This window comes from Thiocystis violascens DSM 198, assembly GCF_000227745.2.
In the GTDB taxonomy this organism is placed as follows: Bacteria; Pseudomonadota; Gammaproteobacteria; order Chromatiales; family Chromatiaceae; genus Chromatium; species Chromatium violascens.
In genome coordinates this window covers 3,630,494-3,652,110 of record NC_018012.1, presented here as the reverse complement: position 1 = coordinate 3,652,110, position 21,617 = coordinate 3,630,494, and the positions used below count along the sequence as shown (strand labels likewise).

General features: G+C 63.5%; 23 protein-coding genes and 4 pseudogenes. 12 read left to right on the top strand and 15 right to left on the bottom strand.

Annotation, left to right across the window (positions count from 1 at the left end; translation table 11 throughout):
• The first annotated feature begins 12 nt into the window (after positions 1-12).
• Positions 13-909, top strand: a complete 897-nt coding sequence (locus THIVI_RS16210; RefSeq protein WP_014779620.1) for an ATP-binding protein — start codon at positions 13-15, stop codon at positions 907-909.
• Positions 910-1,046: 137 nt separating this feature from the next.
• Here THIVI_RS16210 and mtnA read toward each other — a convergent pair whose 3' ends face one another.
• Positions 1,047-2,120 carry an S-methyl-5-thioribose-1-phosphate isomerase gene (gene mtnA, locus THIVI_RS16205; RefSeq protein ID WP_014779619.1) on the bottom strand — a complete coding sequence of 358 codons (1,074 nt, stop codon included), beginning with the start codon at positions 2,118-2,120 and terminating at the stop codon, positions 1,047-1,049.
• Positions 2,121-2,188: 68 nt separating this feature from the next.
• Here mtnA and THIVI_RS16200 point away from each other — a divergent pair, with 68 nt between their 5' ends.
• Positions 2,189-3,505, top strand: coding sequence for a TRZ/ATZ family hydrolase (locus tag THIVI_RS16200; RefSeq protein WP_014779618.1), 1,317 nt, complete (start codon positions 2,189-2,191; stop codon positions 3,503-3,505).
• 123 nt (positions 3,506-3,628) lie between these two features.
• Here THIVI_RS16200 and THIVI_RS16195 read toward each other — a convergent pair whose 3' ends face one another.
• The 3 genes and pseudogenes from THIVI_RS16195 to THIVI_RS23895 all read right to left on the bottom strand — a co-directional run.
• Positions 3,629-4,684 carry a transposase gene (locus THIVI_RS16195; RefSeq protein WP_014777014.1) on the bottom strand — a complete coding sequence of 352 codons (1,056 nt, stop codon included), beginning with the start codon at positions 4,682-4,684 and terminating at the stop codon, positions 3,629-3,631.
• A complete protein-coding gene (locus THIVI_RS16190; protein WP_014779617.1) occupies positions 4,659-4,901 on the bottom strand; it encodes a hypothetical protein in 243 nt (80 codons plus the stop codon). Before THIVI_RS16190 ends, THIVI_RS16195 begins: the two co-directional genes overlap by 26 nt.
• A pseudogene (locus THIVI_RS23895) lies at positions 4,898-5,074 on the bottom strand (ATP-binding protein); the annotation flags it as partial. The gene THIVI_RS16190 and the pseudogene THIVI_RS23895, both read right to left, overlap by 4 nt.
• On the opposite strand from THIVI_RS23895, the pseudogene THIVI_RS23890 reads away from it, so the two are divergent.
• Both THIVI_RS23890 and THIVI_RS25845 read left to right on the top strand, forming a co-directional pair.
• A pseudogene (locus THIVI_RS23890) lies at positions 5,033-5,333 on the top strand (transposase domain-containing protein); the annotation flags it as partial. The pseudogenes THIVI_RS23895 and THIVI_RS23890 overlap by 42 nt on opposite strands.
• A 161-nt stretch (positions 5,334-5,494) precedes the next feature.
• Positions 5,495-5,722: pseudogene (locus THIVI_RS25845) on the top strand (IS5/IS1182 family transposase); the annotation flags it as partial.
• A 56-nt stretch (positions 5,723-5,778) separates the two neighbouring features.
• Here THIVI_RS25845 and THIVI_RS23885 read toward each other — a convergent pair.
• From THIVI_RS23885 to pyrE, 4 genes and pseudogenes are all read right to left on the bottom strand, one after another.
• A pseudogene (locus tag THIVI_RS23885) lies at positions 5,779-6,198 on the bottom strand (transposase); the annotation flags it as partial.
• Between the two features lie 127 nt (positions 6,199-6,325).
• Positions 6,326-7,696 (bottom strand): capsular polysaccharide export protein, LipB/KpsS family, encoded by a 1,371-nt coding sequence (locus tag THIVI_RS16170; protein WP_245537291.1) that lies wholly within the window; start codon positions 7,694-7,696, stop codon positions 6,326-6,328.
• Positions 7,697-7,700: 4 nt separating this feature from the next.
• Complete coding sequence (locus tag THIVI_RS16165) at positions 7,701-8,630, bottom strand: DUF4124 domain-containing protein (protein WP_281054926.1); 930 nt, start codon at positions 8,628-8,630, stop codon at positions 7,701-7,703.
• Between the two features lie 94 nt (positions 8,631-8,724).
• Entirely contained in the window at positions 8,725-9,366 is a 642-nt protein-coding gene (pyrE, locus tag THIVI_RS16160; protein WP_014779614.1) for an orotate phosphoribosyltransferase, read from the bottom strand.
• A 61-nt stretch (positions 9,367-9,427) separates the two neighbouring features.
• Here pyrE and THIVI_RS16155 point away from each other — a divergent pair, with 61 nt between their 5' ends.
• Positions 9,428-10,117, top strand: coding sequence for a sulfite exporter TauE/SafE family protein (locus tag THIVI_RS16155; protein ID WP_014779613.1), 690 nt, complete (start codon positions 9,428-9,430; stop codon positions 10,115-10,117).
• Between the two features lie 89 nt (positions 10,118-10,206).
• Here the strand turns inward: THIVI_RS16155 and THIVI_RS16150 are convergent, their stop codons facing one another.
• Genes THIVI_RS16150 through THIVI_RS16120 form a run of 7 tightly spaced genes read right to left on the bottom strand, consistent with a single transcriptional unit; the run spans position 10,207 to position 15,027 of the window.
• Entirely contained in the window at positions 10,207-10,497 is a 291-nt protein-coding gene (locus THIVI_RS16150) for a DUF167 domain-containing protein (RefSeq protein WP_014779612.1), read from the bottom strand.
• Between the two features lie 12 nt (positions 10,498-10,509).
• Complete coding sequence (locus tag THIVI_RS16145) at positions 10,510-11,082, bottom strand: YggT family protein (RefSeq protein ID WP_014779611.1); 573 nt, start codon at positions 11,080-11,082, stop codon at positions 10,510-10,512.
• Positions 11,079-11,909 carry a pyrroline-5-carboxylate reductase gene (proC, locus tag THIVI_RS16140; RefSeq protein ID WP_014779610.1) on the bottom strand — a complete coding sequence of 277 codons (831 nt, stop codon included), beginning with the start codon at positions 11,907-11,909 and terminating at the stop codon, positions 11,079-11,081. The genes THIVI_RS16145 and proC overlap by 4 nt, the downstream gene beginning before the upstream one ends.
• 59 nt (positions 11,910-11,968) lie before the next feature.
• Positions 11,969-12,664, bottom strand: coding sequence for a YggS family pyridoxal phosphate-dependent enzyme (locus THIVI_RS16135; RefSeq protein WP_014779609.1), 696 nt, complete (start codon positions 12,662-12,664; stop codon positions 11,969-11,971).
• 6 nt (positions 12,665-12,670) lie between these two features.
• Entirely contained in the window at positions 12,671-13,294 is a 624-nt protein-coding gene (locus THIVI_RS16130) for an XTP/dITP diphosphatase (protein ID WP_014779608.1), read from the bottom strand.
• 22 nt (positions 13,295-13,316) lie between these two features.
• The gene (gene rph / locus THIVI_RS16125; RefSeq protein WP_014779607.1) at positions 13,317-14,033 is read right to left on the bottom strand and encodes a ribonuclease PH; all 717 of its coding nucleotides are present in this window, start codon (positions 14,031-14,033) and stop codon (positions 13,317-13,319) included.
• Positions 14,034-14,046: 13 nt separating this feature from the next.
• Positions 14,047-15,027, bottom strand: coding sequence for a serine/threonine-protein kinase (locus THIVI_RS16120; protein ID WP_014779606.1), 981 nt, complete (start codon positions 15,025-15,027; stop codon positions 14,047-14,049).
• A gap of 126 nt (positions 15,028-15,153) precedes the next feature.
• Between THIVI_RS16120 and THIVI_RS16115 the strand changes: the two genes are divergently transcribed.
• The 7 genes from THIVI_RS16115 (at position 15,154) to purE (ending at position 21,617) form a co-directional block, all read left to right on the top strand.
• Positions 15,154-16,020 (top strand): YicC/YloC family endoribonuclease, encoded by an 867-nt coding sequence (locus THIVI_RS16115; RefSeq protein WP_014779605.1) that lies wholly within the window; start codon positions 15,154-15,156, stop codon positions 16,018-16,020.
• Between the two features lie 28 nt (positions 16,021-16,048).
• The gene (gene gmk, locus THIVI_RS16110; protein ID WP_014779604.1) at positions 16,049-16,660 is read left to right on the top strand and encodes a guanylate kinase; all 612 of its coding nucleotides are present in this window, start codon (positions 16,049-16,051) and stop codon (positions 16,658-16,660) included.
• A 34-nt stretch (positions 16,661-16,694) separates the two neighbouring features.
• Complete coding sequence (gene rpoZ / locus THIVI_RS16105) at positions 16,695-16,997, top strand: DNA-directed RNA polymerase subunit omega (RefSeq protein ID WP_014779603.1); 303 nt, start codon at positions 16,695-16,697, stop codon at positions 16,995-16,997.
• Complete coding sequence (locus THIVI_RS16100; protein WP_014779602.1) at positions 16,998-19,331, top strand: RelA/SpoT family protein; 2,334 nt, start codon at positions 16,998-17,000, stop codon at positions 19,329-19,331.
• Between the two features lie 141 nt (positions 19,332-19,472).
• Positions 19,473-19,889 carry a hypothetical protein gene (locus THIVI_RS16095; protein ID WP_014779601.1) on the top strand — a complete coding sequence of 139 codons (417 nt, stop codon included), beginning with the start codon at positions 19,473-19,475 and terminating at the stop codon, positions 19,887-19,889.
• 55 nt (positions 19,890-19,944) lie between these two features.
• Positions 19,945-21,099 carry a 5-(carboxyamino)imidazole ribonucleotide synthase gene (gene purK, locus THIVI_RS16090; protein WP_014779600.1) on the top strand — a complete coding sequence of 385 codons (1,155 nt, stop codon included), beginning with the start codon at positions 19,945-19,947 and terminating at the stop codon, positions 21,097-21,099.
• Positions 21,096-21,617, top strand: coding sequence for a 5-(carboxyamino)imidazole ribonucleotide mutase (gene purE, locus THIVI_RS16085; RefSeq protein ID WP_014779599.1), 522 nt, complete (start codon positions 21,096-21,098; stop codon positions 21,615-21,617). The genes purK and purE overlap by 4 nt, the downstream gene beginning before the upstream one ends.

The following is a 21,617-nucleotide window of genomic DNA, read 5'->3' as shown; positions in this document are numbered from 1 at the left end:
ACACGATCCACCATGTCCAAAATCAAACACCTGATCGCCCGCGCAACGTCGCTTATTGACCGTCTGGAGCATCTGCTACCGGCCGACAGCCTTCCGCCGGACTGGTCGGCCCACGCCTTTCGCTGGCGCCGGCAAGCCGCGCGCGGCTGGCTGCAGGCCGTGCATGCGCCGCATCGGATCGCACTTGAGGATCTGCTGTGCCTGGACCGACAGAAGGAGGAAGTCGAGCGCAATACGCGTCAGTTTCTCGCGGGCAACCGGGCGAACAATGTCCTGCTGTGGGGCTCGCGCGGTACCGGCAAGTCATCGCTCGTCAAGGCCGTTTTCAATGCCCACCGTTACGCCGGGCTGCGCCTGATCGAAGTCGATAAGGACGACCTGATCCAACTGCCCGACATTCTGGAACTGCTCGGCAATCGCCCCGAGCGCTTCATTCTCTATTGCGACGATCTCTCGTTCGAGGCTAGCGAATCCGGTTACAAGGCGCTCAAGGCCGCGCTCGACGGCTCGATCACCGCCACCCCGGACAATCTGCTGATCTATGCCACGTCCAACCGCCGCCATCTGCTGCCCGAATTCCACGCCGAGAACCGGGAGGCACGTATCCTCGATGGCGAGTTGCATCAGGGCGAATCGGTCGAGGAAAAGATCTCGCTCTCGGACCGCTTCGGTCTCTGGGTCGCCTTTCATCCCTTCAGTCAGGCGCAATATCTGACCGTCGTCCGTCACTGGCTCCGCCGACTCCATCACGACCCGATCGACTGGTCGGCCGTGGCCTGGGAGCCGATCGAACGCGACGCGCTGCAATGGGCGCTGCAGCGCGGCTCGCGCAGCGGACGGACCGCCTGGCAGTTCGCGCTGGATTGGGCGGGGCGCGAGGAAGATCCGCCGCATTTAAACCGCAATTAACCGAGAAAATGCGCATTGATGCCGTCTCAAAGGCGACCGCATCAACGACCAGAGTCATCCACGAAAAGCACGAAAAGACACGAAAATTTTTTTCGAGGATTTCGTGTTTTTCGTGGACAAAATCAACTGCGCCCGCCTCAGCGCTCCCCCATCGAGCTATCCATCAGCGCCCGCATCTTCTCGGTCGTCGGATTCAACACCACCCCGCGCTCGGTCACGATGGCGTCGACCAGCGCGGCGGGCGTCACGTCGAAGACCGGATTGCGGGCCACGCAACCCGCCGGTGCGAGACGCCGTCCACCGCAGCTCAGCAACTCGTCGGAATCGCGTTCCTCGATCGGGATCTCGGCGCCGGAGGCCACTTCCATATCCACCGTCGAGGTCGGCGCGGCGACCATGACCTTGATCCCGTGATAGCGGGCTAGAACCGCCAACCCGTAGGTGCCGATCTTGTTCGCCACGTCGCCATTGGCGGCGATGCGATCCGAACCGACGATGACCCAGCCGACCGAGCCGCCCGCCATCAGACTGGCCGCGGCGCCGTCCGCCTGGAGGGTGACGGGAATGCCGTCATGCATCAGCTCCCAGGCCGTGAGACGCGCGCCCTGCATCCAGGGTCGGGTCTCGTCGGCGTAGACGCGCCGGATTTTCCCCGCCGCGAAGGCGCTACGCACCACGCCCAGCGCGGTGCCATAACCGCCGGTGGCGATGGCGCCCGCGTTGCAATGGGTGACGATGTCGGTCGGACCTTCGATCAGTTCGGCCCCCAGATCGCCCATACGGTGGTTCGCGGCCCGATCCTCCTCGTGAATCGCCAGCGCCTCGCGCAAGAGCGCCGGAGTCGGATCGGTCGTGTCAAGACGCTCGATCAGCGCGCGCATGCGACGGATCGCCCAGAACAGATTGACGGCAGTCGGTCGCGAGGCGGCGAGGCGCTCCAGATCCGCCTCGATCGCCGTCTTCCAGCCGACGCCGGCCGTCGCATGGGCGGCACGGCCGGCCAGGACCACACCATAGGCCGCGGTCACCCCGATCGCGGGGGCGCCTCGGACGACCATCGCGCGAATCGCCTCCGCAACCTCGGGCGCCTGCTGGTATGAGAGAAACTCCGCACGTTCGGGCAGCACGCGCTGATCGGCCAGGTAGAGTCGATCCTCGTACCAGAGCGCGGCATCGTCGGGCGTGGGAAGGGTGGGCTTGGTGGTGTTCATCGATGGCTCCATGTGGCAAGTTGAGCGCCATTCTCTCTTATTCGACGCCACAACCAAAGGATCGAGCGATGCAAGCCGAACTGTTGATCCATTCTCAATGGGTGCTGCCCGTGGATTCCGAGAATCGGCAACTGACCGATCATGCCCTGGCGATTGCCGACGGGCGCATCCTGGCCCTGCTGCCATCGGATGAGGCGCGTCGCTCCATTCAGGCGGAGCGGGTGATCGAACTGGAGGGGCATCTCCTGATACCAGGTCTGGTCAACGCGCATACCCATGCGGCCATGACCCTGATGCGCGGCTTCGCGGACGACATGCCCTTGATGACCTGGCTACACCAGCACATCTGGCCCACGGAGCGCCGCTGGATCGATCCGAGCTTTGTCAGGGACGGTACCCGGCTGGCGGTGCTGGAAATGCTGCGTGGCGGCGTGACCTGCTACAACGACATGTATTTCCATCCCGACGTCGCCGCCCAGGTGACCGCGGAGGCCGGGATGCGCGCCGTCATCGGGATGATCGTACTGGACTCGCCCATCGGCTATGCCGCCGACGCGGACGACTGCATCACCCGTGGGCTGGCGTTTCAGGATCGCTATCGCGACCATCCGCTGATTCGGATCGCTTTCGCGCCGCATTCGCCCTATGCCGTCTCCGATGTCCCCCTGCGCCGCATCCGCACCCTCGCCGACGAGCTAGAGGTGCCGGTCCATCTCCACCTCCAAGAAACCCGCGACGAAATCGTCCAGTCATTGCGCGACCATGGAGAGCGCCCGATCAAGCGGCTCGATCGGTTGGGACTCGTCGGACCAGGCCTGATCGCGGTCCACATGACTCAACTCGATGACACGGAAATCGCGAGACTGGCGAGTGCCGGCGCTCACGTCGTCCACTGCCCGGAATCGAATCTCAAGCTCGCGAGCGGTTTCTGCCCCGTCGCCAAACTGCTGGCGGCGGGCGTCAACGTCGCCCTTGGCACGGACGGCGCGGCCAGCAACAACGATCTAGATCTGCTCGGAGAGATGCGCACTGCGGCCCTGCTCGGGAAAGGCGTCGCTGGTTCGGCCTCGGCGATCCCGGCGGCAACCGCGTTACGCATGGCCACCATTCAGGGTGCGCGCGCACTAGGGCTTGAGGATGAAATCGGTTCGCTGGAGCCTGGAAAATCCGCCGATCTCGTGGCCCTGGACCTACGCGACGCCCATACCCAACCACTCTACCGCCCGATATCCCAGTTGGTCTACGCGGCGGGTCGGCATCAGGTTCGCCAGGTTTGGATCCAGGGTCGACAGGTAATCCGCGATGGCATGCCGACGCGCCTGGACCCGGTTGAGGCGATTGCGGCAGCGCAGGTCTGGGGTGAGCGGATCCGGGCCGATAGTTAAACCGCATGTTCAGACAGCAAACGCGAACTTACGTCGCCGCCTGAACGGCGCGAACCTCATCACCTATCAGTTACTCACGGGCATGAAAAGCGGGCAACGGGAGGTCGTTTTGAAGGCACCGCTTCAGACGGCGCAGGCCGCGCGTGAACCACGAGACCAGGCTACGATAGAGTTTCCTGAAGCTCCAATGCGCGGGGTCGTTCTGCGCCTGGACTTTTTTTCGAGTGGTGTCGGATCGTTCAGCCCCTCGTCTCGGCCGGCGCGAACACACCAGTACATGGCCAAGGCCATGATGAGCACCAGTCGCTCCAAACGCTCGGCATGCTGGAGTTGCGAATCCTCCAAGTCGAAGCCCCGGCCCTTGACGTCGGAGAACATCGGTTCGATGGCCCAGCGAGCAGCGTCGTCAAGCACGCTTGCCCGTGTCGGGGCGGCGTCCATGGCAATGATCCACGGCTCGGGGTGGCCATCCTCGTGCAGGATCCCGAGGTTCGTGATCACCCCCTGCGCAAACAGGCGCACACCGGTGAAGTAACGTTCCGTCACCCCGTGTGCCAACGCGCCCGTCGTCGTCTCATCGCCCTGCCCGGTATCCGTTAGCACGTTGCTCTTCAGGCGCAGCCGGTCGCTCCAGCCCCGGGCTTGGAGCCACCCGAACAGGCCCGCCGACGGATAGAACCGGTCCGCCGATAGCAGCACGCGCGCCCCGGACGGCAGCCAGGCCAGGAGCGGCTCCAACACCACCTGCTGGCCCGCGAAGCCGAGATTGGCCGCCCCTTCCTCAGCCCGCCACGCCAGCGGTATCGCGCGATCACCCACCCGCAACGCCACCATCAGCAGCGCCATCCGATCACCCAAATCGGTTTGGTCCAGGCTCAACAACACCGTCTGACCATGGCTGGCCGCCTTCGCCAACTCCGCTCGTGCAAAGGGCTCAATCACCATTCCCGGACCCAACCGCGGATTCTTCAGCAAACGCCTCAGCCATTGCTCGCGCATGTCCTGCCGCTCGGTGTCCAAGGGCAGCAGATTGGCCAACTCCACCGTGTTCGGGGTTTGGCCTTCGATCATCGCCCCGACCGCCAACGCCAGCTTGCTCACCACCGTCTTGCGCAGACGCGGGTGCACCTCGCGCAGCCCGCACGCCACTTCATCAGCCAATCGTTTGACGCTTCCCATGATCCTCAATCACCTCAACATCGACTGAGCGGCAGTTTGCCAGAATGTGATAGGTGATGAGCGGCGCGAACATCATTTTTCGCGCGCAAATGCGCATTCCACGCCATTCGGCCACCTGTTGCAGCAACATCCGGCCGGCGATTCCAGCGGCATTCGGCCACCCGTTCCACGGCGATTCGACCGGGGCAGTCGGAGCGAAGCGACGCAGGCGGGTCATTGGTACGCGGCGGATCCGGCCGGCGTCAACGTCCGGGCGTGGCGTTTGCGCATCGACTCGCCGTTGAGGGTGATCCGGTCGGCGTTGTGGACCAGACGATCGAGGATCGCGTCGGCGAGAGTGGGATCCCCGATCAAGTCGTGCCAATGGTCAACCGGAAGCTGGCTGGTGATCTGCGGCCGATCCCCTTGGGTCGGAAGAACTGGATGTTCTGTTTGACCGAGGTCGGCGCCGAGGCGGTGGCCACCCTGCAAAGCCTCATCGTCACCTGCCGCCTGCACGACATTGCCCCCTACGACGACCTCGTCGACCTGCTCCAGCGCATCGACCGCCATCGCGCCTCCGAGGTCCACTTGCTCATCCTGCGGCTGTGGAAGCAGCACTTCCGCGCACAACCCGCTGCGCTCTGACTTGCATCACCTGCGCTCCTGAGCAAGGACGCCGCGTAGAGACCGCTTACGCTGGCAGCGGGGTTGGCCGGGTGCGGATGCCCAACCGAACGCAGCTGGAACTGCGCGCAAGCGATCTGGAATCGCTCCTGTCCGAGGGGCACTGGGCGCGTCTGGTGTGAGCCTGGGTCGAGCGAGCCGTTCAGCACCGACACCGAGACGCAGGTCATCGTCGGGAGCGAAGCCGCCACCGTCAGCACCGACATGGTGCAACCGAGCCCGATGATCGAACAGGTCGGCGGGCGCTATGGCAAGCCCCCCGATGAGTGGCTGGTCGACGGCGGCTACCCGGCCCATGAGCAAAGCGAGCAAGCCGCCGCGCATACCACGATCCATGCTCCGGTGCCCAAGCCGAAGAACCCCGGTGCCGACCGGCGTGATCGATCACGCTCTGCTGGCTTCTACAGGCGGTACTCGAATTCTTCACAACCTCTGAGCGTATAGGCGCTCTCGCGCTCGGCCATCGCCTGCATCAGGCTTGCGCCGGATCAGCCAAACGGTCGGGTAGCTGACGCCCAACTGGCGTTTCATGGCGAAGACCGACAGACCGGTCTTACCTGGCTGATCAAATAGATCGCCAGAAACCAGATGCGCAGCGCCAAATGGGTGCTCTGAAACAGGGTGCCCGCGATCAGCGAGGTTTACGTCCGGCACACTTGGCATTGAAAGGTTTTGTGGGCACCGACATGGAGGATATCGACGTGATGGTGGCCGCACTTGGGGAAACAAAACCCATCGGGCCAACGGATCCGCTCCAGTGCCGCCTCGCATTGAGCTTCGGTGCCGAACTGCTCATAAAACGCCGGCAGCGACAAGCCCGGTTGGAATTGGATGCGATTCGTCGGCATGAGCGAGGATCCTCCGCGAGCTGTGGTAGCCCACCTGTGCGCCATGTCTCGGGAAAATAATGGCCCGGCTGAAGAAACTTGCTAAGTCAGGTAAAGAATTGATGACGCATCCTAACCTTATGTTTCTTTATGCGCCAACGCCTGACGTTGTCTGTTGCCGGATGATTTCGACCATCCGCTCGGCCAGATTTCGGACCGATTCGGGCGAATGGTCCCGCCAGTGCGCATGCACGAAGGCGAAGAAATACAGATAGCGCAGGTATTGACCGACCAACGCCTCGTTCAGTGGCTCGCGTAAGGCGCGCCGGAGTTGGGGCGTCAACGCGTCGCGGTCTCGAACGGGATACACCAATCCCTCGCGTACATAGAAGTTCTGTCCCAGCGTCACGACCGGCTTGCCGAAAATCATGCCCTCGATCCCGACCGTCGAGTTCACGGTGATGACACAGTCGGCCCGTTTCAGGATTGTCCGCACATCGCCGCCGCCAACCCAGACAACCTCTGGAAAAGCGCGCGCCACGGGATCGTAATCGGTTTTTTTGAGATCCGCGGGATGGAGTTTGACCACCAGTCTCAATGCGGGATCGATCTCGCGCAATGCCTGAACGAGGTCGCCAATGGCTGCGTCGAGCCGGTTTCCATACAGCGGCGAATGGACAATCAATTGGCTGTCGTTTCTCACCTGGAGCGGAAAGAAGACGAATCGCTCGGGTAGCACGGGCATGCTCCGCGGGATGAGCGTGTTGGCTCGGATCGAGCGGGGGCGTTGCCGCCAGTCGATCCAGCTCTGGATGAGATAGGCCGTCAAGGATGGACGAATCCTGCCGCCCTGTGGCTCCGAACGGATTGAAGGCTGGCCGGAACGATAGCCGGCGATCAGTGAATCGAACTCCTGAAGCTGCTGCTCGGAATAGCGGAGAACCTGAATGTCGGCAAGACGCATCTGCAAACCGATGGAAGCGAAGGCGTTGACGCCCTTGGGATCGAGCTGCAAGGTGTTCGGCAGATAGCCATTTTCTCCAAACAGAAGCGGGATGCCTCGTGCCCTGGCCAACTGCTCGGTCGTGGCCGCGGCGAGCCCCGATCCGTTCCAGAGGAAAACGCCGCTCGGCCGTATCGCTTCGAGGAAGCGGTCCAACTCCCGAACCAGCCAGCAGAAGACTGGCGCACGCTGCCGCACCAGTTCTCGGTCAGACGCCTTGCGGAGTCGCGCGATGAGTTGTTCCGGGTCGATTCGGATGCCCTCCGGCCAGCTTTCGACGCTGCCTGAGCGCCGCCGCGGATACACGTCCTGACCTAGCCGGCGCAGCAAACTGCGGCTTTTCACCTGGCGCGAAAAAAAAACCGGGCGATAGGCCGGCGAGAGAGCCGCGCCGACTCCGACAAAAAACTGGACCAGGTTTGGCCCCGGATCGATGAAGACAACAGGCGATGAAGACTGGGGCCTGAAACCCTGGACATCGAGTCGCTTGCGAGCAGGCGTTCGAGCGGTTTTCAATGTTTCAATCCGCCTGCGGGTCGACAGCGGCCCGGAAGCCATCGCGGATGGCGAGCGCGGACGGGTTCGTGCAAGTCAGGTTCGCGGTCAGACGGTTTTTGCATTCCAGGTCCAAATACAGATAAACAGGTTCTTGCGGTGTTTTCTGAATCCAGACGAGCGTCAGAAGACGATCTTCCCGCTCATCCCGTTGAGCTGCGATCAATAGCCCTGGACCCGTGATTTCCTCTTTCGTGGCCGCCTGGTCACGCACATAGGCCAAAGCCCGCTCCCAGGCATGGGCGCATTGCTCGCTTCCGTGGCAGCTCACGAGATTGTTTAACCGTAACCCCGCTGCCCGTTTCCGGGAAGTGTCAGCGGATTCCGGAAGTTGTCGGAGCCTTCTGTAACGCGCCAGGATTCCATCGAAATCCTGGCGTATCGACTCTTTCAGAAATTCGTGTTCGAGGATGGTGGAATAGCCATCGCGCAGAAGCTGTTCCGCGCTGGCGATGTCCTCTTGGAATTGCGCGGGAACGGTCTTTGCGGTTCGCTCCAGTTCGGCGGATTTCTGATGCAGCTCTCGCAGCCGTCTCAACTCAAAACGAATGCGATCGCGCGTGGTTTGACCGAGCGCTTCTATGGCAGCCACCTTGCCCTCCCTGGCCAAGGCCAGATCCTCAATGGTGCGAAAGTTCTGTATCAACTGCTGGTTAGCGACCTTATCCTGTTCAACACGCCGTGCTTCCTCTTTCTGCAAGCGTTCCAGTTCAACGGCCTGCCGGATTTCTTCCTCCGTGGGCGCCGGGGCAATCATCTCCGTTCGCAACCCCTCCTCGCTGAGTTTGATATGACCCTGATCGATCTGAGCGGGCGGTATCCGATCGGCGTAGTGCACGTTTCCGCTCTCATCGACCCATCGATACGTACTCGAATCGGCATATCCAAGGCTCATCCACCAGCCAGCCCCCGGACAGGAGCCAACACACAGCAAACCGAGCATAAAAAAGATCGGCCACGGAGAGGCGCGGCAGGGACGTCCCGCCATCTCACGCACCATATTTTGAGCGATAGTGATGCATGGATGTCAAAAAACCAGGCTCGCTCGGCTGCTCATCGAGATAAGCGATCAGGTCAGTCAACGTCAGGATGCAATAAACGGGGAGACCGAAGGTGGCACGCACCTCGTCCACGGCGGAACGAGTGCTCTGCCCTCTTTCCTGCCGATCCAGCGCGATCACCACACCGGCGGGGATGGCGCCAGCCGCGCGGATGATGTCGACCGACTCACGCACCGACGTACCGGCGGTGATGACATCGTCGATGATCAGGATGCGCCCCGCGAGCGGGCTACCGACGATCAGACCGCCCTCGCCATGATCCTTGACCTCCTTGCGATTGAAGGCATAGGGTGCGACCTGTCCATGCTCGGTCGCCAATGTCACGCTGGTCGCCGCGGCCAGTGGAATCCCTTTGTACGCCGGTCCGTACAAAACATCGTATTCCACGCCCGAGGCGATGATGCAATGGGCGTAGGCGCGAGCGAGCCGGGCGAGTCGGGCACCGGTATTGAAGAGTCCGGCATTGAAAAAATACGGGCTTTGGCGGCCGGACTTCAGCGTGAAATCGCCGAAGCCGAGGGCGCCGATCTCGATGGCAAAATTCAGAAACGCTCGTTGGTAATCATGCATCGCGACTGTCCCGCCGACAAAAAATGAATGAGATGACCGCTCGATCCGGAGAACTGGCGTGATGGACGCGCCACTGTTTCAAGTGTACATCACCGCCTTTCTGGTTGGCTTCTTGGGCGGCGTCCATTGTCTGACGATGTGCGGCGGTCTCGTCGGTTCGCTGACCCTGGGACTCGATGCGCGCATTCGCGCGGAACCCTGGCGGATGCTGCCCTACCAGTTCGCTTATAACCTCGCCCGCGTCGCCGGCTATGGCGTCGCCGGCGCGTTGTTCGGTGGCCTGGGCGCTCTGCTGCTGCAACTCGATTCGTTCCAGGTCATGCAGCGAGGACTCTATGCCTTCGCGGGCATCATGATGATTCTGCTGGGCCTGTATCTGGGCGGTTGGTGGAGGCTGCTGGCCGTGGCCGAGCGTCTGGGGCTAATCCTGTGGCGCCGGCTGCAACCTCTCACGCGCCGTCTGCTTCCGGTGCGAACCTTGAGCCAGGCCGCCGCGATCGGTTTTCTCTGGGCCTGGATTCCCTGCGGGCTGGTCTATAGCGTCCTGATCACGGCCACCGCCACCGGCAGTCCAGCGAATGGGGCCGGGCTCATGCTGGCCTTCGGTCTGGGCACGCTGCCAAACCTGCTGGGCATCGGTCTGCTGGCGGGCGCCGCCGCGCGGATCGCCGAACGCGCCTGGATTCGGCAGGTCGCCGGGCTCCTGGTGATCGGTTTCGGCTTATACGCCCTCTGGCAGTTAGTCGGCTAGCCGTGTTGAGTGGTCGGCGCCCCCGGAATCCTCGGTTTTTCCTTGCTATTTTGACACTTCTCTTTTGACTGGGAAGTCAAAAGAGAACGTCAAGCCGCATCCACCGGGATCGGAAACAGCCTTGGGCTCTCGATCCGCAGCCGCTTATAGCGAGCATGCTCGCCACTGAGGATCGTCACCCGCGAGGGCGGCACGCCAAAGGCTGCGGCGATGAATCGCTTCAACGACTCCGTTCCCTTGCCATCGACCGGCGGCGACTGGATGCGAACGCGATAATAGTCTCCGCCCGGATCGGGGCCGACAAAGCCATCCCGAGGGGCGCGCGGCTGCACGCGTAGCGACAGTTCCAGATCCTCGCCGTTCCAGCGATACCAGGACATCCCATTCTTCCCTCAGAAGGGACTGCCGACGATCCATTTGAGCGGCGGAATCAGCAGCATGTTGAGCAGGGTCAGGCCGATGAGGACCAGCATGGGCGAAAGGTCGATCCCGCCGATGGGTTTGATCAACCGTTGCGCCGGACGCATGACGGGGTCGGTGAGTCGGGTCAGCAGCGCAACCGCCGGGTTGTAAGGATCGGGACTGACCCAACTCAGGATGACCCGGATCAGGATCGCGAACAGAAAGAGATTGATGAAGAGTTCGACAACGCTAGGGACCGCCCAGCCAAAGGCCATGAAGGGGCGATCGAGGCCGAGCAGAAGCGCCAGAATCCCCAACTCGATGGTCGTGAGCAGCCAGACGAGCACCAAGGCGGCCAAATCCATCCCGCCATAGCCGGGAATGATCTGACGCAGCGGACGCAGCACGGGCGTGGTGACCTTGACCACGAACTGCGAAATGGGATTGTAGAAATCCGCCCGCGCCCATTGCAGCAGAAACCGGATCGCCACCACGGCGGTATAGAGACCAAACAGAGTCTGGATCAGGAAGACAAGCGGGTCGAGCAGATAGGAACCAGTCATGGTTGCTCCGAAAGGGTCTGTGAGATGTCGGCGGCCCGATCACGCGCTGCCCTAGCGGCGCGCGCCACGAGCGCATGCAGGTCCGCTTCCTGAAACACCGCGAGCGCACGCTCGGTAGTTCCCCCCGGCGAGGTAACCTGTTCACGCAGGCGCGACGGCGGGGCGGCGCTTTCCATCGCCATCTTGGCCGCGCCCAAGGCGGTCTGGATGGTCAGCAGACGCGCGGTCTGCGGGTCGAGACCGAGTTCGATGCCAGCCGCTTCCAACGCTTCCATGAAGAGAAAGAAATAGGCGGGACCGCTGCCGGAGATGGCGGTCACCGCATCGATACGGGCCTCGTCCTCGACCCAGCGGATGAGTCCGGCGGCGCGCAGGATGGTCTCGGCGCGATTGCGACCCTCGGCGTCGACCTCCGGGCTGGCATGCAGTCCGATGGCGCCGGTCTGCACCATCGCCGGGGTGTTCGGCATGGCGCGCACCACCGGCAGCGGGGCGCCGAACCAGCGTTGCATGGCCTGCTCGGGGACGCCAGCCATCACCGAAATGATCAGCGGTTGGGCGGCGGTCACCGCGGCGGCGATGTCGGTACAGACCTGTGCCGCCATCTGCGGTTTGACGCAGAGTACGAGTGTCTCCGCGTTGGCGATGGCCTCGGCGTTATTGGCGAAGGCGCGCACACCGAAGCTGGCTTGAAGCGTCTCCCGACGCTCCTGACTCGGATCGGCGACCTGGATGGTATCTGGCGCGTGGCCGTCGGCGGTCAGGCCGGCGATCAGGCTGGTGGCCATGTTGCCGCCACCGATGAAGGCGATTCTGGCTGTGGTCATATCAACCCCGGAAACGTGAAACGGAATGGGCGGCGCGATGCCTGATCGACGCCTGATGCTCAATTATACGGGCGCGGCCCAAAGATCGCCGTGCCGATGCGAACGAAGGTCGCCCCTTCCAGAATCGCGGCCTCCAGATCGTCGGACATCCCCATGGACAGACAGGAGAGCGGGCGCGCCGGCGTGGCGAGCCGGTCGCGCAGGTTGCGCAGTGCCGCGAAGGGTTGACGCTGCACCGCTTCATCCTCGGTCGGGGCGGGCAGGGTCATGAGTCCGCGCACGCGCAGACCGGTCAAGGCATCGCAGACGGCGAGCAGATCGGCGACGTCCGCCGGATCGACACCTTCCTTACTGGATTCGCCGCTCAGATTGACCTCAAGACAGACCTTCAGCGGCGGGGCATCGGCAGGGCGCTGCGCGTTCAGGCGACGCGCATGCGCGGGATCCGCCAGGCTGTGCACCCAGTCGAAATGGGTCGCGATCTGACGCGTCTTGTTGGCCTGCACGCGGCCGATGAAGTGCCATTCGATATCCAGGTCGGTCAGTTGGGCCATCTTGTCGAGCGCCTCCTGGACATAACTTTCGCCGAAGGCACGCTGTCCTAACTGGTAAGCGGCGCGGATGGCGTCGGCGGATTGCTTCTTGCTGACGGCGATCAGTGCGACTTGCTCGGGAGGGCGGCCCGCGCGCGCGCAGGCGGCCTGGATGCGCGCGCGCACCTGTTGCAGATGGGATTCAATGTTTGCAGCGATCATGAGGTTTCAAGCGAAAAGCCGTTGCGCGTCCAGCAGATCGTGCAGTTTACGCAGCGCCTGTCCCCGGTGACTGAGCCGGTTCTTAGTCTCGGGGTCGAGTTCGGCGGAACTGCAACCGTGCGTCGGCACGAAAAAGATCGGATCGTAGCCGAAACCGTTTTCGCCGCGAACCTCGGTCAGAATCACGCCCTCCCAGGTGCCCTGACAGATGAGCGGCGTCGGGTCGAAGGCATGGCGCAGATAGACCAAGACGCACTGAAAACGGGCGGTCCGCGCGGTCTCGGGCAGGCCTTCAAGATCCTTTAGCAGCTTGACGAGATTGTCCTCGTCGGAGGCGCCGACGCCCGCGTAACGGGCCGAGTAGATGCCAGGCGCGCCCTGTAGCGCGTCGACCTCCAGTCCCGAGTCGTCGGCGATGGCCGCAAGCCCGCTGCATTGCGCCGCATGACGGGCCTTGAGAATCGCGTTTTCGACAAAGGTCAAGCCGGTTTCCGCGACCTCGGGGACGCCATACTCGCTTTGCGGCACGACTCGAATTCGCGCGTCCGCGAGCAGTTGGCTGATTTCGCGCACCTTGCCCGCGTTATTGCTGGCCAGGACGATCGACTCTCCGTGATGCGATAGGCTCATCGACATCCTCCAAGTTTAAACTTCATTGACCGAGCGCCGCGCGCTGCGCGGTCTGAATCTGACGGATCCCGGCCGCGCCCAGCGCCAGCAGGGCATCCAGTTCCTCGCGACTGAAGGGCGCGCCCTCGGCGGTGCCCTGGACTTCGATAAAGCGGCCCTCGCCATCCATGATCAGATTCATGTCGGTCTCGGCGGCGCTGTCCTCGGCATAGTCCAGGTCGAGCACGGGGACGCCGTTGTAGATGCCGACCGAAACCGCCGCGACCTGCGAATGGATGGGACTGGACGCCAGTTCGCCGCGCGCGAGCAGCCCGTCGACGGCGTCGCGCAGCGCGACCCAGGCGCCGGTGATGGAGGCGGTGCGGGTGCCGCCGTCGGCTTGCAGCACGTCGCAATCCAGGGTGATCGAGCGTTCTCCGAGCGCCCGCAGATCGACGGCCGCGCGCAACGAGCGACCGATGAGACGCTGAATCTCCAGGGTGCGGCCACCCTGTTTGCCCTTGGTCGCCTCGCGCTGGGTCCGTTGATCGGTGGCGCGCGGCAGCATCCCGTATTCGGCCGTGATCCAGCCCTTGCCCTGTCCCTTGAGGAAGGGCGGTACGCGCGCCTCGACGCTGGCCGTGCAGAGGACGCGGGTGTCGCCGCATTCGACCAGCACCGAACCCTCGGCGTGGCGCGTGAAACCGCGAGTGAAGCGGAGCGGACGGAGTTCGTCGGGGCGTCGTTGCGATGGTCTCATGATGTCTCGGTGTTCAGTGATGTGGCTTTGGCGATTTCAGGAAATCACCTTGATGATCGATTCCGTGACTAGCGACCGAAGCCGCCGGGGCCGTTTCCGTGAGTCGGGCAAGTTGAGTCTCGTCGAGGTGCGAGGACAGCACGGCCAAGAGTTGCGCGGCATCCTGGGGACGCTCCGCGGGATCCATGCGGAGCGACCAGTCGACGGCCTCCAGCAGAAATGCCGGATAGCGGTCCTTGAGCGCAACGGCGGCGGGGACGAGTGTATCCTCCTTTTGACGCTCGGGCGCGGGCTGGGGCGTACGGCCCTCCATGCAGGTGCGAAGACTGGCGCCGACCGCGTAGACATCGGTCCAGGGACCGACCTGCCCCGTCCGGAAATATTGCTCCACCGGAGAGTAACCGGCCGTAATCACCTGACCGCCGCGGGTCCGCCCTCGACTGAGCGGATGGACCGCGCCCAGATCGAGCAGCAGCGGCTGATTGCCGTGTCGCAGATGGATGTTGCCCGGCTTTACGTCCAGGTGCAGCATGGCGCTGCGATGCAGCAGCGCCAGCGCATCCAGAATCGGCACGAAGACCTCCAGCAGAAAGGTGGTACTGAGCCCGCCCTTGCGTTCGTGCAGATAGGCGCCAAGATTGCGGCCGCGCTCGTTCGGCATCACCAGATAGCCGGTGTCGTAGGCCAGAATAAAGGCCAAAACCCGCACGATGTTGGGATGCTGCAGCGCTGCCAGCGCCTTGACTTCCTGGAAAAATAACTTCTTCCCGTGGTGGAGGTTTTCGGTATAGTCGGGATCGATCGGCACCACTCGCAGCGCGCTGTCGCGACATGCGATCTTCTTGGGCATGTATTCCTTGATCACCACGTCTCCACCGCTTTCCTCGTCCTTGGCCAGATAGATGAGGCTGAAACCGCCCTTGGCGATCGGCTTGACGATTCGATAACAGCCCACAAGGGTGCCGGGGGTGAGACTCTCGCGAGCGGCGGCCATGATTGCGGGTGCTGATTTCCGGGCAAACGTTGATTGGATTCAACCGGTATAATAGACCCATCGCGCACGGATAGGCCGCCGTTGCGTTTTTTTGCGCCCTGACCGACCCGAGAGACACTCCTCATCATGATTAAAAGTATGACGGCCTTCGCCCGCGAGTCCAGCGGCGGAGACTTCGGCGAATTGACCTGGGAAATACGCTCCGTCAACCATCGCTATCTGGAATCCTATCTCCGCCTGCCCGAGGAACTGCGCGCGCTCGATGTCACCGTGCGGGCGCGCCTGGCGGCCCGTCTCCAGCGGGGCAAGGTCGATTGCGGACTGCGTTATGCCCCGGCGGTCGGCGCCGTGGGCCGTTTGCGGATCAACCGCCCGTTCGTCGAGCAACTGCTGGCGGCCGGGCAGGAAGTGGGACAACTGATGGGGCGCGGCGTCGAGCCGTCGCCGTTCGAACTCCTGCGCTGGCCGGGGGTCATTCAGGAACAGGAGCCGGATCTGGATCGGCTGACGACCGCGGCCCTGGAACTGCTGGAGATCACGCTCGACACCCTGCTCGCGACCCGCGAGCGCGAGGGCGCGCGGTTGGAGATCCTGCTGCGCGATCGCTGCGACCGTCTGCTGGAAAGCGTGACGAGGGTGCGCGCGCGCATGCCGGAGGTGCTGGCCGGGGTGCGCGGGCGGCTCGCCGAGCGGCTCGCCGAGTTGCGGGCCGAACTGGATCCCGCCCGTCTGGAACAGGAAATCTCGCTGCTGGCCGCGAAACTCGACGTGGACGAAGAGATGGACCGGCTGGAGGCCCACGCGGCCGAGGTTCGGGATGTCCTGACCCGCGACGAGCCGGTGGGTCGACGGCTGGATTTCCTGATGCAGGAACTCAACCGCGAGGCCAATACCCTGGGCTCGAAGTCCGCGGACGTGGCGGTGACGCGCGAGGCGGTGGAGATGAAGGTGCTGATCGAGCAGATGCGCGAACAGATCCAGAATCTGGAATAGACGCCGGCAACCGCGCGCGGAGAGCAGCATGGACGAAGGAGTCCTTTTCATTGTCTCGGCCCCGTCGGGCGCCGGCAAAACCAGTCTGGTCAAGGCGCTGCTGACGCGCGACCCCGGTCTGTCGCTGTCCGTCTCCTGCACCACGCGGCCCGCGCGCGCGGGCGAGGAGGACGGAATCCACTATCATTTTCTGGACCAGGGCCGGTTTCGCCGGGCGCTTGCCGAAGGTGCCTTTCTGGAGTCCGCGGAGGTATTCGGCAACCTCTATGGCACCCGCGAGCGGGACGTGCGCGACTGTCTGGCCAAGGGACGGGATCTGATCCTGGAGATCGACTGGCAGGGCGCGCGCCAGGTGCGGGAACGCTTTCCGGCGGCGGTGGGGATTTTCGTGCTGCCGCCGACCATCGCGGAATTAGAGCGCCGGCTGCGAGGCCGGGGCACAGACAGCGACGCGGTCATCGCGCGTCGCATGACCCAGGCGCGCGGCGAGATGGCGCATTATGCCGAATATGATTATCTGGTGGTCAACGATCATTTCGAGACCGCGCTCGACGCGCTCGCGGCGATCGCCACCGCCGAGCGGCATCGTCTGGCCCGCCAACGCCCGCGTCTGAGCGATCTGCTGGATCGCTTGGACTAAACAATCGCCTGGACTGAATTCACAGGAGAAAAACATGGCAAGAATTACCGTCGAGGATTGTCTCGACCATGTCGATAACCGCTTCGATCTCGTCTTGCTCGCCACCAAGCGCGCACGGCAACTGGCCAATGGCGTCGAACCCATTCTGCCCTGGGCCAATGACAAACCCACCGTGATGGCGCTGCGTGAGATTGCCGCCGGGCATATCTCCAATGCCATGGTTCAGGCAGCCCAGCGGGAGATGGACGAGACGGCGGCGGCCCTGGAACAAGCCATTGCGGAAGGCTTTCGCGTCGATCCCTCGGAACCGGAGCAGCCGGGGAATGCCCTCGACTGAATGAATGACGTGCCCGCCACGCTGGGACAACTCGGTGCACAGGGCGTCTGCCCCGCTTCCGCCACGCCGCTGCCGCACGGCGCGAGTGGCCTGATCTCCGTCGGTTCGCGACCGCTGCAGGCGGTCGCGGCGCCGGAGAGCGGGTCCGGCTTGAGGTCTGGCGAGCGGGCTGACAGCGAAGTCCCGGCGCCAACCGAGCAGCGCTATCTGATCAGCGACCTGTGCGCCTATCTCGACGCGTACCTCCCGCCCGAGCAAGTTAAGGAGTGTTATCGCGCCTATATGTTCGGGGCCGAGGCGCATTCCGGACAGACGCGCAAATCCGGCGAGCCCTACATCTATCACCCGCTGGCGGTGGCACGCATCCTCGCCGAGATGCGGATGGATTATAAGTGTCTCATCGCGGCCTTTCTGCACGATGTCATCGAGGATACCGAGATCGCCAAGGATCAGGTGGCCGAACTCTTCGGCGAGGATGTCGCCGAACTGGTCGATGGCGTCAGCAAGCTGACTCAGATCGATTTCAAATCGCGGGCCGAGGCCCAGGCGGCCAGCCTGCAGAAAATGCTGCTGGCGATGACGCGGGATATCCGTGTCATCCTGATCAAGCTCGCCGATCGGCTTCACAACATGCGCACGCTCGACTCCATGAGCCCGGAGGCCTGTCGGCGTATCTCCCGCGAGACCCTCGACATCTTCGCCCCGATCGCCAACCGGCTCGGGATCAATCGGGTGCGGGTGGAACTGGAGGAACTGGGCTTCGCGCATTACTGGCCCTGGCGTCGCCGGGTCATCCAGCGCGCCTTGATCAAGACCAGCGGCGCGCGCATCGAGATGGTCTCCACCGTGGAGACCGCGCTGAAACGCGCCTTGCAACAGGAGGACATTCAGGGCGCGGTCGAGGGGAGGCGCAAGCATCTCTATGGCATTTACAGCAAGATGCGCGACAAATCGCGCGATTTTTCGGAAATCGTCGACGTCTTCGCCTTCCGGGTCACGGTGGACCGGGTGGATACCTGCTACCGGGTACTGGGCCTGGTGCACAATCTATACAAACCGGTGCCGGGGCGTTTCAAGGACTATATCGCGATCCCCAAGGCCAACGGCTATCAATCGTTGCACACCGCGCTGGTCGGTCCGCAAGGCATCCAGATCGAGATTCAGATTCGCACCGAGGACATGCAGCGGGTGGCGGAGTCGGGCATCGCCGCCCACTGGATGTATAAATCCGGAAACCAGTCGACCGCCAATCCCACCACGCTCGCCGCCGACTGGTTGCAGAACCTGCTGGAAATGCAGCGCGAGGCGGGCAATTCGGTGGAGTTCCTGGAACATGTCAAGGTCGACCTCTTTCCGGGCGAGGTTTATATTTTTACCCCCAAGGGCCACATCCTGAGCCTCAAGCGCGGCGCCACCGTGGTCGATTTCGCCTACGCGATCCACTCCGACGTGGGCAATAGTTGCGTGGCCGCGCGGATCGACCGGCGGATGGCGCACCTGAACACGATCCTGCGCAATGGCCAGACCGTGGAAATCATCACCGCGCCTGGCGCGCGTCCGAATCCCGGCTGGCTCAATTTCGTGGTGACGGCCAAGGCGCGGGTCAATATCCGCGGCTATCTCAAAAATATCCGCCATCTCGAAGCGCAGAACTTTGGGCGACGACTCCTGAGCGTCGAACTCGCCGCCTTCAACACCGACGTCGATCGGGTCGATCCGCTACGCCTCGCGGCCTATCTGGAGGACGGCAACCTGCGCGGCATCGAGGATCTGTTCGGTGAGATCGGTCTGGGCAATCGCCTGGCCACCCTCGTGGCCCGACGTTTGGTCGGGGCCGAGGGCGACGAAACCGCTGGCGAGGCTCGTCAGGATCAGGATCTCCACCCCCACCGGCTTGCCATCCGGGGGACCGAGGGTATGGTGGTCAGTTTCGCCCGCTGCTGTCGCCCCATCCCCGGCGATGACATCACCGCGCTCTTCAGTCCGGGCCGCGGCATCGTGGTCCACCGCGCCGAGTGCCGCAACCTGGGGAGTCTGGACGGCAAACGCGACAAGCGTCTCGACGTGCAATGGTCGGACCAGCCCGAGGGCGAATACCCCACCGAGATTCGGGTCGAGATCGGCAATCGCCGCGGCGCCCTGGCCGTGGTTGCCGGGGCGATTGCCGAGCAGGGCTCGAATATCGAGAATGTCCTCTCAAGAGAGAAAGATGGCATGACGACCGACCTGGAGTTTCTGATCCTGGTCCACGGCCGCGCCCACCTTGCCCGCATCATGCGCCGCCTGCGGCAGATCCCACTGATTACCCGGATTGTGCGCGTCGCGCGATCCTGAACCTCGCCCATCATGGACCGAGCGTTGCGCGCTGAAGCCGCGACGGCTGACCGTTGTAACCAAAGTTCCGCGACGCCAACTACAGACCGATAAGGCCACTGGCGCATACCGCGTGGGCGTTGTTTAAGGGTGATCCTCACAATGAATGAAATCTCACGCGACGAGCGTCTGTCCGCGACCCGGCGCACCATGGACCTCCTGCAGGGCTGGGGTCTGGGCGCCCGCGAGATTGCCGTGATTCTACAGCTCCCGGAGACCGTCAAGGCCCGGCATATTGGCCGTTTTTGCGATGGGGAGCCATTCCCCGACGATCCTCTGGTGAACCGCCGGGTCGACTATCTCTCCCGGATCGAGGAGGCATTGCACACCTTCTTTCCCCGCAATCCGGAGATGCGTCATCTGTGGGTCAAGCGGGCGAACAAGCGCTTCGGGCAGCGCGCGCCGGTGTCTGTGATGGTGGAGGACGGCGAGAGCGGCATGATCTCGGTGCTATCCCATCTGGATTGCACCTTTGCCTGGGATCTGACCGGCTCGAAGACGGACTACGCCCGGACCTGAGTCATCCGCGCGCCAAGGGCTTTCCATTTTTGCCGAGAAGGCAGAAGATTGCGTCATGGACGCATTCCCACTCCCCCTTGCCCGTATCGGCATTATTGGCGGCGGTCAACTTGGCCGCATGATGGCCAAGGCCGCTAAACGACTCGGCTGTACCTGCGTGGTGCTCGATCCGACTCCCGGCTCGCCCGCCGGACAGGTCGCCGGGCATCAGATCGTCGGTCATTATCATGACCCGGCGAAACTGCGCGAACTGGCCGAATCCTGCGATGTCACCACCTTCGATATCGAGGATATCGACACCGACACCCTGATCCAGCTTGTCCGCGAAGGTCACAACGTCCACCCCTCGCCCAGGGTGCTGGCGCTGATCCAGGACAAGCTGACTCAAAAACAGGCGCTGGCGGAGGCCGGAATCCCCACCTCGCCCTTTATCCCGATGGCGGACCCCAGCCCGGCGGGATTCGCCGACTTCGGCTATCCGCTCGTACAGAAGGCGCGTCGCGGCGGCTATGACGGGCGCGGGGTCGCGATCATGCGGAGTCCCGAGGACTATCCGCAGCACCTGCCCGTGCCCTCGCTGGTCGAGCGCTTCGTCCCGGCCACGAAAGAACTGGCCGTGCTGGTGGCGCGCGGACTGGATGGCGACTGCCGGAGTTATCCCGTGGTGGAGATGTGTTTTCGCCCCGGCGAGAATGTGCTCGACATGCTGCTCGCCCCCGCGAACCTTCCCGCCGAGACGGCCGCGGCCGCCGAGAAGCTCGCCGTGCGGACACTGGAAGTGCTGGGCGGCGTCGGGATTTTTGGCGTGGAGATGTTCCTGACCGGGGACGGCTCGCTCCTGGTCAACGAAGTGGCCCCGCGAACCCACAATTCCGGCCACCACACGATCGAGGCCAATGTCACCGATCAGTTCGAGCAGCATCTGCGGGCCATCGTCGGTCTTCCGCTGGGATCGACGGCGCAATTGTCGCCGGCGGCCATGATCAATCTGCTTGGCGCACCCGGACATCGGGGCCGTCCCGTGATCAAAGGCATGGCGGAGGCGCTGGCGATTCCCGGCGTCTGTCTGCATCTGTACGGCAAGGCCGCGACCGCGCCCTTTCGCAAGATGGGGCATGTCACGGTGCTCGATCCGGACATCGAGACCGCCCGCCGCAAGGCCGAGCGTGTCCGCGATCTCATCGAAATTTCCGGAGAGGATCATCCATGAGCCAGTCCGCAAACCATGGCCTGCCGCTGGTCGGGATCATCATGGGCAGCGATTCGGACCTGCCGGTGATGCGCGAGGCCGCCGAGATCCTGACCGAATTCGGCGTGCCGCATGAAATGACCATCGTTTCCGCCCATCGCACGCCCCGCCGACTCTACGAGTATGCCGAGTCGGCCGTGGACCGCGGACTGCGGGTGATCGTCGCCGGCGCGGGCGGCGCGGCGCATCTGCCGGGCATGGCCGCGGCCATCACCCCGCTGCCGGTGATCGGCGTGCCGGTCAAGAGCGCCTGTCTGTCCGGGGAGGATTCTCTGCTTTCCATCGTCCAGATGCCGCCCGGCGTGCCGGTGGCGACGGTGGCGATCAATGGCGCGAAAAACGCCGGCATCCTCGCCGTCCAGATCCTCGGAGCCTCGGATCCGGCGATGCGCGAACGGATCGTCCGTTACAAGCGGGATCTGGAGGCGATGGTGATGGAAAAAGTGGCTAAGCTGGAGCAAACCGCGCGGGAGTCATGA

Bases quoted from the DNA above. Each gene is read 5' to 3' on its own strand.
- THIVI_RS16100 (WP_014779602.1), top strand. From the start codon at position 16,998: ATGAATGACGTGCCCGCCACGCTGGGACAACTCGGTGCACAGGGCGTC.
- THIVI_RS16200 (WP_014779618.1), top strand. From the start codon at position 2,189: ATGCAAGCCGAACTGTTGATCCATTCTCAATGGGTGCTGCCCGTGGAT.
- THIVI_RS16150 (WP_014779612.1), bottom strand. From the start codon at position 10,497: ATGTCCTGGTATCGCTGGAACGGCGAGGATCTGGAACTGTCGCTACGC.
- THIVI_RS16145 (WP_014779611.1), bottom strand. From the start codon at position 11,082: ATGACTGGTTCCTATCTGCTCGACCCGCTTGTCTTCCTGATCCAGACT.
- proC (WP_014779610.1), bottom strand. From the start codon at position 11,909: ATGACCACAGCCAGAATCGCCTTCATCGGTGGCGGCAACATGGCCACC.
- purE (WP_014779599.1), top strand. From the start codon at position 21,096: ATGAGCCAGTCCGCAAACCATGGCCTGCCGCTGGTCGGGATCATCATG.
- rpoZ (WP_014779603.1), top strand. From the start codon at position 16,695: ATGGCAAGAATTACCGTCGAGGATTGTCTCGACCATGTCGATAACCGC.
- THIVI_RS16195 (WP_014777014.1), bottom strand. From the start codon at position 4,684: ATGGGAAGCGTCAAACGATTGGCTGATGAAGTGGCGTGCGGGCTGCGC.
- THIVI_RS16120 (WP_014779606.1), bottom strand. From the start codon at position 15,027: ATGGCCGCCGCTCGCGAGAGTCTCACCCCCGGCACCCTTGTGGGCTGT.
- THIVI_RS16210 (WP_014779620.1), top strand. From the start codon at position 13: ATGTCCAAAATCAAACACCTGATCGCCCGCGCAACGTCGCTTATTGAC.
- THIVI_RS16130 (WP_014779608.1), bottom strand. From the start codon at position 13,294: ATGAGCCTATCGCATCACGGAGAGTCGATCGTCCTGGCCAGCAATAAC.
- mtnA (WP_014779619.1), bottom strand. From the start codon at position 2,120: ATGAACACCACCAAGCCCACCCTTCCCACGCCCGACGATGCCGCGCTC.
- THIVI_RS16190 (WP_014779617.1), bottom strand. From the start codon at position 4,901: ATGACCCGCCTGCGTCGCTTCGCTCCGACTGCCCCGGTCGAATCGCCG.
- THIVI_RS16165 (WP_281054926.1), bottom strand. From the start codon at position 8,630: ATGAGCCTTGGATATGCCGATTCGAGTACGTATCGATGGGTCGATGAG.
- purK (WP_014779600.1), top strand. From the start codon at position 19,945: ATGGACGCATTCCCACTCCCCCTTGCCCGTATCGGCATTATTGGCGGC.
- THIVI_RS16095 (WP_014779601.1), top strand. From the start codon at position 19,473: ATGAATGAAATCTCACGCGACGAGCGTCTGTCCGCGACCCGGCGCACC.
- THIVI_RS16155 (WP_014779613.1), top strand. From the start codon at position 9,428: ATGGACGCGCCACTGTTTCAAGTGTACATCACCGCCTTTCTGGTTGGC.
- gmk (WP_014779604.1), top strand. From the start codon at position 16,049: ATGGACGAAGGAGTCCTTTTCATTGTCTCGGCCCCGTCGGGCGCCGGC.
- pyrE (WP_014779614.1), bottom strand. From the start codon at position 9,366: ATGCATGATTACCAACGAGCGTTTCTGAATTTTGCCATCGAGATCGGC.
- THIVI_RS16135 (WP_014779609.1), bottom strand. From the start codon at position 12,664: ATGATCGCTGCAAACATTGAATCCCATCTGCAACAGGTGCGCGCGCGC.
- rph (WP_014779607.1), bottom strand. From the start codon at position 14,033: ATGAGACCATCGCAACGACGCCCCGACGAACTCCGTCCGCTCCGCTTC.
- THIVI_RS16115 (WP_014779605.1), top strand. From the start codon at position 15,154: ATGATTAAAAGTATGACGGCCTTCGCCCGCGAGTCCAGCGGCGGAGAC.